Source organism: Sphingomonas sp. 22176 (assembly GCF_052045505.1).
In the GTDB taxonomy this organism is placed as follows: Bacteria; Pseudomonadota; Alphaproteobacteria; order Sphingomonadales; family Sphingomonadaceae; genus Sphingomonas.
The window spans coordinates 1,608,056-1,615,838 of the sequence record NZ_JBQEPL010000001.1; the positions used below are offsets into that span (position 1 = coordinate 1,608,056).

Annotated in this window: 9 protein-coding genes; 5 read left to right on the plus strand and 4 right to left on the minus strand. The window is 68.6% G+C overall.

Annotated elements, in window-relative coordinates:
• Positions 1–37: 37 nt before the first annotated feature.
• From ACTJKY_RS07830 to ACTJKY_RS07840, 3 genes are read right to left on the minus strand one after another with little or no spacing between them, the layout of a single operon-like run.
• Positions 38–1,210: a dipeptidase gene (locus tag ACTJKY_RS07830; protein ID WP_440845183.1), complete on the minus strand. Its 1,173-nt coding sequence runs from the start codon at positions 1,208–1,210 to the stop codon at positions 38–40.
• Positions 1,207–1,683: a dihydrofolate reductase gene (locus tag ACTJKY_RS07835; protein ID WP_440845184.1), complete on the minus strand. Its 477-nt coding sequence runs from the start codon at positions 1,681–1,683 to the stop codon at positions 1,207–1,209. The genes ACTJKY_RS07830 and ACTJKY_RS07835 overlap by 4 nt, the downstream gene beginning before the upstream one ends.
• On the minus strand, positions 1,680–2,474 hold the full coding sequence (locus ACTJKY_RS07840) for a thymidylate synthase (RefSeq protein ID WP_440845185.1): 795 nt from the start codon (positions 2,472–2,474) through the stop codon (positions 1,680–1,682). The genes ACTJKY_RS07835 and ACTJKY_RS07840 overlap by 4 nt, the downstream gene beginning before the upstream one ends.
• Positions 2,475–2,588: 114 nt before the next feature.
• On the opposite strand from ACTJKY_RS07840, the gene ACTJKY_RS07845 reads away from it, so the two are divergent.
• On the plus strand, positions 2,589–2,981 hold the full coding sequence (locus tag ACTJKY_RS07845) for a JAB domain-containing protein (protein WP_440845186.1): 393 nt from the start codon (positions 2,589–2,591) through the stop codon (positions 2,979–2,981).
• On the opposite strand, the gene ACTJKY_RS07850 is transcribed toward ACTJKY_RS07845, so the two are convergent.
• Complete coding sequence (locus ACTJKY_RS07850; protein WP_440845187.1) at positions 2,978–4,378, minus strand: M20/M25/M40 family metallo-hydrolase; 1,401 nt, start codon at positions 4,376–4,378, stop codon at positions 2,978–2,980. The genes ACTJKY_RS07845 and ACTJKY_RS07850 overlap by 4 nt on opposite strands.
• Positions 4,379–4,695: 317 nt before the next feature.
• Here ACTJKY_RS07850 and ACTJKY_RS07855 point away from each other — a divergent pair, with 317 nt between their 5' ends.
• The 4 genes from ACTJKY_RS07855 to ACTJKY_RS07870 form a co-directional block, all read left to right on the plus strand.
• Positions 4,696–5,007, plus strand: a complete 312-nt coding sequence (locus ACTJKY_RS07855; RefSeq protein WP_440845188.1) for an STAS domain-containing protein — start codon at positions 4,696–4,698, stop codon at positions 5,005–5,007.
• Positions 5,004–5,372: a response regulator gene (locus ACTJKY_RS07860; protein ID WP_440845190.1), complete on the plus strand. Its 369-nt coding sequence runs from the start codon at positions 5,004–5,006 to the stop codon at positions 5,370–5,372. The genes ACTJKY_RS07855 and ACTJKY_RS07860 overlap by 4 nt, the downstream gene beginning before the upstream one ends.
• Complete coding sequence (locus tag ACTJKY_RS07865) at positions 5,369–7,330, plus strand: chemotaxis protein CheA (RefSeq protein ID WP_440845191.1); 1,962 nt, start codon at positions 5,369–5,371, stop codon at positions 7,328–7,330. The genes ACTJKY_RS07860 and ACTJKY_RS07865 overlap by 4 nt, the downstream gene beginning before the upstream one ends.
• Before the next feature lie 4 nt (positions 7,331–7,334).
• Positions 7,335–7,783, plus strand: a 449-nt coding sequence (locus ACTJKY_RS07870; protein ID WP_440845253.1) for a chemotaxis protein CheW, incomplete at its 3' end; no start/stop codon positions are given.

Consider the following 7,783-nt stretch of genomic DNA (forward strand, 5'->3'; position numbering starts at 1 on the left):
GCGCAAACACTTAAGCCCCTCCTCCAAGGAGGTTGGGCTAAGAAGTGCTGTTCATCCCCGCCCGCAGCACCCGCAGCACGTTACCGCCCATCACCTTGGCGATCTCCTGCTCGGAAAAGCCGCGATCGACCAGCGCCTGGGTCACCACCACCAGCTGCGACGCATCGAACCCCGTGGTCACCGCGCCGTCGAAATCCGAGCCGAGCCCGACATGGTCGATCCCCACCAGGTCCCGCACATGCGCGATCGCCGCCGCGACTGCCTTGGGACTGGTCGAGCAGACCGCGGCCTCCCAATAGCCTATCCCGACAACGCCGCCGGTGCGGGCGATGCCGCGGATCTCGTCGTCGGTGAGGTTGCGGTTGACCTTGCAGGTCGCCTGCACCCCGCCATGGCTAGAGACGACCGGCCGACGCGCCATCGCAAGAATGTCGGCGACCGCGGCGTGGCTGGCATGGGCGACATCGACGACCATGCCGAGCGCCTCCATCCGGCGCAGCACCTGCCGGCCGAGCGGCGTCAGCCCGCCCTTGGCGACACCATGCATCGAGCCTGCCACTTCATTGTCGAAGAAATGCGCGAACCCGGCCATGCGGAAGCCGGCCGCGTAGAGCCGATCGAGATTGGCCGGGTTGCCCTCCAGATCCTGCAGCCCCTCGATCGAGAGCAGCCCGCCGGTCACCTTCCGCCCGGCGGCGCGATCGGCGAGCAGCCGGTCGAGCTCGGCGGGCGTGCGGATCACCCGCAGCGCGCCGCCCGAGGCGGCGGCGGCACGCTCCAGCTTCTCCGCATGCCAGAGCGAGCGCTGGAGCAGCGAGCCCCAGGTCCGCGGCGGCTGCAACTGCGCGATGGCGAGCAGCGTGATGTTGTCGCTGTCCGCGCCGTTGGCGTCGTAATTCTGGTGCCGGGGCGTCTTGGTGACCGAGGAGAAGACCTGGAGCGCGACATTGCCCGCCTGCAGCCGCGGCAGGTCGATCTGGCCGCGATTGGCGCGATCGAGCAGGTTGCGCCGCCACAGCAGCGTATCGGCGTGCATGTCGGCGATGGCGAGGCCGGCATGCAGCGCGCGGGTCTGCGGCGTGACATGGGGGAGCGGCGTCGGCACGACGCGGTTCATCCCCGCCTCCACCGCCGCCGGGGCGATCCCGAAAAAGCCGAACGCCGCGATGGCGAGCACCGCCGCGACGCCGATCAGGATCGGGCGCTTCATCGCCGCCGGAGAAGCGTCACGAAATCATAGGCGGGACGCTCGCCGTCCGCCGCATGGGGTTCGCGTGCGGCTTCTTCCCAATCGGCGGGATCGAAGGCGGGGACGTGGGCGTCGCCCTCTGCATCAAGGTGGACCTCGGTCAGCTCAATCCGATCGGCGCGGTCCAGGAACAGCGCGAACACTTCCGCGCCGCCGATCACTGCTACGTCCTCGCCCGCCAGCGCCAGCGCCTGGTCGACGTGATGCGCCACCTCGGCGCCGTCGGCCTTCCAGCCGGTGTCGCGGGTCAGCACGATATGGCGCCGGCCCGGCAGGGGGGCGGGGAAGGACTCGAAGGTCTTTCGGCCCATGATCATCGGCCGTCCCAGCGTCTGTGCCTTGAAGCGCTTGAGGTCGGCGGGCAGCCGCCAGGGCAGCTGGCCGTCGCGGCCGATCACGCCATTGTCCGCCCGGGCAAGGTGGAAGCTGATCATACCGCCACGGGCGCCTTGATGTGCGGCTGCGCGACATAATCGTGGATCGCGAAATCCTCATATTCATAGGCGTCGATCGACGGCGCCTTGCGGAGGATCTCCAGCCGCGGCAGCGGGCCGGGCGTGCGGCTCAGCTGTTCCTGCGCCTGTTCGAGATGGTTGAGGTAGAGGTGGCAGTCGCCGCCGGTCCAGATGAAGTCGCCTACCTCGAGCCCCGCCTGCTGCGCGAGCAGATGGGTGAGCAGCGCATAGCTGGCGATGTTGAACGGCACGCCGAGGAAGATATCGGCCGAGCGCTGGTAGAGCTGCAGGCTCAGCCGGCCATTGGCGACATGGCACTGGAACAGGCAATGGCACGGCGCCAGCGCCATCGCGCCCAGCTCGCCCGGGTTCCAGGCGGAGACGACCATGCGGCGCGAGGCAGGATTGGTCTTCAGCGTCTCGATCAGCTCGGCGATCTGGTCGATATGGCGGCCGTCGGCGGCCTCCCAGTCGCGCCACTGCTTGCCGTAGACCGGGCCGAGATCGCCGTTCTCGTCCGCCCATTCGTCCCAGATGCTCACCTTGCGCTCCTGCAGCCAGCGGACATTGGTGTCGCCGCGCAGGAACCACAGCAGCTCGATCAGGATCGAGCGAAGGTGGAGCTTCTTGGTGGTCAGCAGCGGGAAGCCCTTGCGCAGGTCGAAGCGCATCTGCGCGCCGAACACGCTGCGCGTGCCGGTGCCGGTGCGGTCCATCACCTCCACGCCGTCGTTCAGCGCGCGGGCCATCAGGTCGAGATATTGATGCATGGCTGGAACCTAGCGGGGCCCGCCCTCCGAGTCATCCGGCTTTGCGCCATTTCGGAGGTCCGGTGCGGATCGGGTTGCGGTTCATGGGGCGCACGCCGGGTGGCATGCCGGGACATGGTGCTAGCGTCTCCGGACCCGTACATCCTCGACCTGCCAGCCGCGCGCGCGCTGTTCGGCGGGCTGGCCGAGGCGCGTACCGAAATCGCGGCGGCCGCCTATCTGGCGCGAGACGGCCGGCTGCTCGGCATGCGGCACATGCACGGCGCGCATGCCGACATGGTCGACATCCCGGTGCGCTGGGTGGTCGCCGACGCGCTGACGTTCGGCGCCGCGGCGGTGGTGATGGCGCACAACCACCCCAGCGGCGACCCGACCCCCAGCGCCGCCGACCGCGCGGCGACCCGCCGGCTCCTCGTCGCGCTCGAACCGATCGAGGTGCGGCTGGTCGATCACCTCGTGCTCGCCCGCCACGGCACGGCGAGCTTCCGCTCGCTGGGCTGGCTCTAGCGCGCGAGCGTCGTCAGCACGCTGCGATAATAGGTGATCGAGGGGGCGATCTCGCTGAGCGGCGACTTCTCGTTCAGTCCGTGCGCGAAGCTTTCGCCCGGCGTGGTGAACATCGGGCTGATGCCGTAGCTCGGCACGCCCTTGGCGCGGAACCACATCGAATCGCTGGCGCCCGTGCTCATGCCCGGCACCACCGCGACCCCGGGGAAGCGGGCATGGATCGCGCTCGTCACGGCCGCGATCAGATCCGGGCGCAGCGGCGAGGCGGGGCTGGCGACCGAGCCGCTGTCGAGCGTGCGGATGGTGAGCGCCGGGTCGGCGGCAGCGGTAGCGAGCGTCTGCCGCACCGCTTCCACCGGTGTGCCGGGGAAGATTCGGCAATTGATGTTGGCGGTCGCGCGCTGGGGCAGGGCGTTGGTCGCATGGCCGCCGTTGATCATCGTGGCGACGCAGGTCGTGCCCGTCTGGCCGACCAGGCTGGGCTCCGCACGCAGCGCCGCAAGCGCTTCGGTGTCGTTCGGGTTGGCGAGGAAACGGCGGATCATCGCGGCGCGGGCAGGCTCGGCCTTGGCCGCCTCGGCTTCCCAGCTGCCGCGGGTGATCTCGTTGATCTGGCCGGGAAATTCATGCGCCTCGATGCGGGTGAGCGCATGGGCGAGGGCGTAGATCGCATTGTCGCGGCGCGGGGCGCTCGAATGGCCGCCGGGGTTGGTCACGGTCAGCTCGAAATCGGCATAGGTCTTCTCGGCGCCGTCGATGCCGAAATAGGTCGGCTTGCCGGCGGCATCGAGCGCCCCGCCGCCGCCATCGACGTTGAGCAGCAGCTCGGCATCGGGGAAGCGATCGGCCATCAGCGCGGTCGTCTTCATCGCCGTCTCCTCGTCGCCGGAGAGCAGCAGGACGATGTCCCGGGCGGGGCGGAAGCCGGTGCGCTTGAGGTCGATCAGCGTCGCGACCATCGTCGACAGGTCGTACTTCATGTCGGCGGCGCCGCGGCCGTAGATGAAGCCGTTCTCGATTACCGGGGTGAACGGGTCCCGCGTCCAGTCGGCCGGCTTGGCTTCGACCACGTCCATATGCCCGGAGATGAGGAGCGGCTTGGCGCCGCCCTTGGCCTTGCCGGTGCCGCGGTAGCGGGCGACCAGATAGGCGGTATCGCCCACCGGCACGATCTCGACATCGCCCTCGGCGAAGCCGCCGGCCACCAGCGTCTGCTTCAGGAAGGCGGCATAAGCGGGGGTCTGGTTGCCCGGACCGGCCACGGTGCGGAAGGCGATCCCGCGCTTCAGCAGATCGAGCGCCTGCGCCTCTGCCTGCGGATGCTGCTGGGCATGCGCGATCCCGGCGCTGCACGCGAACGCGAACGCCACCATGGCGACGCGAAGTGAGGTACGCATGAGAAATCCCCCGACCGACTGCTGGATCAAAAGCTTACCGGGTTATGGCAAGCCGTCAATCGGCCGCGCACGGGCAGGGCGGCGCGCGAAGGACAGCCCCCGATCTGGTCTGCGGCGCTCCGGCATGCGCTGCCGGCAAGCCACGCTGCCACATTCCCGGACGCCCTCCGCAAATACACGGAGGTTTTTCACCGCAATTTTCACCCCCGAACCGGGAGATTTGTCCGTGCTCCTTCTATAAATTCCCTATCGTGGTTGGATCCATGCTGGAAGCGCAAATTATTAATTGCGCACTAACACAAATTACCGGGGGGTGAATGGACACAGAAATCCATTGCGGAGCTTCCGTAACCTTGAGCGGTGCCATGGGTATTCGCGAGAGGTGTATGACTGCACTGGAAGCGGAAGGGTCGATCGTTCTCGATGTCGGTGACGTCGTGGATGCCGACCTTAGCTTTGTTCAGCTTGTGCTTGCCTTGCGCGCTGCTGCGGCGGACGCGGGCAGGGAAGTACGGCTGCGCAGTCCTGCGCCAGCGCCGGTTGCGGCGCTGCTCGAGCGTGCGGGCTTTCTGGCCGCGCCGAGCGCCCAAGATCTCGACTTCTGGTTTCACGGAGAACGTGCCCAATGACCGCCTCGATCCTCACCGTCGATGATTCGCCCAGCTTGCGCATGGCGATCAAGATCGCGCTGACCGGCGCGGGCTATGCCGTCACGGAGGCCGGGGACGGCGTGGAGGGCCTGAGCAAGGCCAAGGGCGCGAAGTTCGACCTGATCATCACCGACCTGAACATGCCCAACATGGACGGGCTGACGATGATCCGCGAGCTGCGCAAGGATCCCGCCCAGTGCGGGACGCCGATCCTGTTCCTCACCACCGAGAGCGACGATGCGATGAAGCAGCAGGCCAAGGCCGCCGGTGCCACCGGCTGGCTGGTTAAGCCCTTCGTCCCCGAACAGCTGCTCAAGGTGTCGCGCAAGGTGCTCGGCCGGTGAGCGGCAGCGATCCGATCGCGGCCTTCCGGGTCGAGGCGGGCGACCTGCTCGACCAGGTCGAACAGGGCCTGCTCGACCTGATCCACCGGCTCGACGATCGCGACCTGATCGACGCGGTGTTCCGGGGCTTGCACACGCTCAAGGGCTCGGGCGCGATGTTCGGCTTCGACGCGCTGGCCAGCTTCACCCATCACTGCGAGACCGCCTTCGACCGCGTGCGCAAGGGCCTGGCCCCCGCCACGCAGGGGCTGGTCGCGGTGATCCTGTCCGCCAAGGACCATATGCGCGCGCTGGTCGACGGCGACGGCACCGGGCTCGAAGCCACGGGCGCCGCGATCCTCGCCGAACTGCAGCGCGAGGTCGATGCCGCCGCCGGCGCGCCGCCCGCGGCACCTGCCGCACCCGTCCGCAAGGGCTGGCGCCTGACCTTCTATCTGCCGCCGGAATCGATGGCGAACGGCACCAACCCGCTGATGCTGCTCGACGAGCTGCGCGAGCTGGGCGAATGCACCATCGCCGCGCGCACCGACCGGCTGCCGCCGTTCGCCGAGCTCAACCCGGTCGAATGCCATATCGGGTGGGACGTCACGCTGTTCGGCGACGTGTCGCGCGACGATATCGACGACGTGTTCCTGTTCGTGATGGACGACATGGACCTGACGATTGAGGAACTGGGCGGCGAGGCCGAAGCCCCTGCCGAGATCGTCGAGGCGCCGGTCGCAACCGCAACCGCCGTCGCCACGCCCGAAGCCACCGGTCCGGCCAAAGCCGCGACCAAAACCGGCGAGAGCGTCCGCGTCCCCGCCGAGCGGCTCGACGAGCTGATGGACCGGGTGGGCGAGCTGGTCATCGTCCATAGCCGCTTGTCGCAGCTCGCCAACGGCCAGGGCGGCGACATGGTGCTGCGCTCGATCTCCGAGGAAATCGAGCGGCTGGTCAGCGAGCTGCGCGACACGATGATGGTGCTGCGCATGGTGCCGGTCGCCACGCTGTTCGGCCGCTTCCGCCGCCTGATCCACGATCTCGCCCGCGAAACCGGCAAGGCGATCGAGCTCTCCACCGAAGGCGAGGCGACCGAAGTCGACAAGACCGTGATCGAGCGATTGGCCGATCCGATGGTCCACCTGATCCGCAATGCCTGCGACCATGGCCTCGAGCCCGAGGACGAGCGCGTGGCCGCAGGCAAGCCCGCCACCGGCCATGTCCGCTTGTCCGCCCACCAGGCCGGCGGCGAAGTGCTGATCACCATCCAGGACGACGGCCGCGGCATCAACCGCGAGCGCGTCCGCGCCAAGGCGGAATCGCAGGGGCTGATCCAGCCTGGGCAGGTGTTCAGCGACAGCGAGCTGCTCCACCTGATCTTCCACCCCGGCTTCTCGACCGCGGCGGCGGTGACCAACCTGTCCGGCCGCGGCGTCGGCATGGACGTGGTCAAGCGCACGATCGAGAGCCTGCGCGGCGCGATCGACATCACCTCCAATCCCGGTGAGGGATCGAAGGTGGTGCTGCGCATCCCGCTGACCCTCGCGATCATCGACGGGCTGCTCGTCCGCGTCGGCGAGGGCCGCTACGTCATCCCGCTGGCGGCGGTGGAAGAGTGCCTCGAGCTGAGTCTGGAGGAGGATCTGCGCTCGCGCGGCCGCAGCTTCATCACGCTGCGCGACCGGCTGGTGCCGTTCCTGCGCCTGCGCGAGATGTTCGAGACCGGCACGCGGCCCGATCCGCACCAGAAGATCGTCGTCATCGCCACCGGCGCCGAGCGCGTCGGGCTGGTCGTCGACCAGATCATCGGCAGCCACCAGACCGTGATCAAGTCGATGTCGCCCTTGCACCAGGACGTCGCCGCCTTTGCCGGCGCGACGATCCTGGGTGACGGCGGCGTCGCGCTGATCCTCGACGTCGTCCAGCTCGTGCTGGCCGGCCAGCAGCAGGAGGAGCGGCTGCGTGCCGCCGGTTGAGCCCATGCAGGAAGCCCATATCCAAACCGTCCCCTGGGACGAGACCGGCCATCTCGAGGTCCTCACCTTCGATCTCGGCGACGAGACCTTCGCGCTGGAGGCCGTGCTGGTCCGCGAGATCCTCGACCTGCTGCCCGAAACCCGGGTGCCGGGCGCGGCACCCTTGGTCCACAGCGTGGTCAATTTCCGCGGCAAGATCATCCCGATCGCCGATCTGCGCCAGGCCTTCTCGATGGCGCCGGCAGAAAGCGCGACGCTCGACAGCCGCATCGTCGTGATCGAGATCGCGCTCGGCGACGAGCCGCTCCAGATCGGCATCCGCACCGACAAGGTCCACGAGGTGGCGACGCTTGCCGAGACGGCGAGCGAGGAGCCCCCCGCGGTCGGCATGCGCTGGCGCCGCCAGTTCGTCCGCACCCTGGTGCGCCGCGACGACGGTGTCGTCGTCCTGCC

What these genes read in the sequence shown, in the direction of transcription:
- ACTJKY_RS07830 (WP_440845183.1), bottom strand. Translation starts at nt 1,210, where the DNA reads ATGAAGCGCCCGATCCTGATCGGCGTCGCGGCGGTGCTCGCCATCGCG.
- ACTJKY_RS07835 (WP_440845184.1), bottom strand. Translation starts at nt 1,683, where the DNA reads ATGATCAGCTTCCACCTTGCCCGGGCGGACAATGGCGTGATCGGCCGC.
- ACTJKY_RS07840 (WP_440845185.1), bottom strand. Translation starts at nt 2,474, where the DNA reads ATGCATCAATATCTCGACCTGATGGCCCGCGCGCTGAACGACGGCGTG.
- ACTJKY_RS07845 (WP_440845186.1), top strand. Translation starts at nt 2,589, where the DNA reads ATGGTGCTAGCGTCTCCGGACCCGTACATCCTCGACCTGCCAGCCGCG.
- ACTJKY_RS07850 (WP_440845187.1), bottom strand. Translation starts at nt 4,378, where the DNA reads ATGCGTACCTCACTTCGCGTCGCCATGGTGGCGTTCGCGTTCGCGTGC.
- ACTJKY_RS07855 (WP_440845188.1), top strand. Translation starts at nt 4,696, where the DNA reads ATGGACACAGAAATCCATTGCGGAGCTTCCGTAACCTTGAGCGGTGCC.
- ACTJKY_RS07860 (WP_440845190.1), top strand. Translation starts at nt 5,004, where the DNA reads ATGACCGCCTCGATCCTCACCGTCGATGATTCGCCCAGCTTGCGCATG.